Annotated in this window: 1 pseudogene; it reads right to left on the reverse strand. The window is 79.3% G+C overall.

From position 1 onward, the window contains the following. Positions 1 to 512 (reverse strand): annotated as a pseudogene (locus JNW98_RS36430) (hypothetical protein); the annotation flags it as partial.

Below are 512 nucleotides of genomic sequence, written 5' to 3' on the forward strand. Positions count from 1 at the left end.
GCCGGCGGCGGCCCGGCCGCCGGCGGCCAGCCGGAGGTAGGCGCGGTGGGCGAGCGCCTGGTTCCACGCCCAGGCGGTCAGGGCGGCGGCGACCAGCCCGGCGGTGCCGTCGGGCAGTCCGCCGGCGCCCCGGCCGCCGGTGAGCAGCGGCGCCCCGAGCGCGTACCCGAAGCCGGGGAGGGTGAAGACGAGGGAACGCAGCAGGACCAGCGCGGGCTTGACCTGCCAGGGGTCGGGGGCGGGCGGGGGTTCGGGGTGGGCGCGCGGGACGCGGGCGAACAGCTCGGCGGCCAGCTCGAACGCGTCGCGTCGGCCGTAGCGTCCGGCGATCTGCTCGCTGGTCAGGCCGTCGGCCTCCAGGACGGCGGCGATCTCGTCGGGGTGGACGGCGGCGGCGCAGACGTCGTGGAGTTCGCGGGCGAGCTCGTCGATGGGACCGTTCCCCAGCCGGGGCCGGGGGACGGCGGTGAGGTCGGGGACGGCCTCGGGGTCGGGCGGTACGAGCCGCAGCG

Source organism: Streptomyces huiliensis, assembly GCF_020037025.1.
GTDB classification, from domain to species: domain Bacteria; phylum Actinomycetota; class Actinomycetes; order Streptomycetales; family Streptomycetaceae; genus Streptomyces; species Streptomyces huiliensis.